This is a genomic window from Stenotrophomonas sp. 01N47 (genome assembly GCF_056399165.1).
In genome coordinates this window covers 1-378 of record NZ_JBFTQU010000099.1, presented here as the reverse complement: position 1 = coordinate 378, position 378 = coordinate 1, and the positions used below count along the sequence as shown (strand labels likewise).

Genomic DNA, 378 nt, shown 5'->3' with positions numbered 1-378 from the left:
GGCATCGTCCACATCGCCCAACCGTATTGGTTCGGTGAAGGCGGTGACATGACGCCACAAGAGTTCGGTATCTGGGCGGCCAATCAGCTGGAAGAGAAGATTCTGGAAATCGGCGTCGACAACGTCGGTGCCTTTATTGCCGAGCCGATCCAGGGCGCCGGCGGCGTGATCATTCCGCCAGACAGCTACTGGCCGCGCATCAAGGAAATCCTCGCCAAGTACGACATCCTGTTCGTGGCCGACGAGGTGATCTGCGGTTTCGGTCGTACCGGTGAGTGGTTCGGTACCGATTTCTACGACCTCAAGCCCCACATGATGACCATCGCCAAAGGTCTGACGTCCGGCTACATCCCGATGGGTGGCCTGATCGTGCATGAC

1 protein-coding gene is annotated in these 378 nt (G+C 58.7%); it reads left to right on the top strand.

Features of this window, described 5'->3' with window-relative positions; all coding sequences use genetic code 11:
- Window positions 1-378 (top strand): aminotransferase class III-fold pyridoxal phosphate-dependent enzyme (locus AC1DKR_RS21395; RefSeq protein ID WP_478035220.1); only part of this gene is annotated, 378 nt, incomplete at both ends.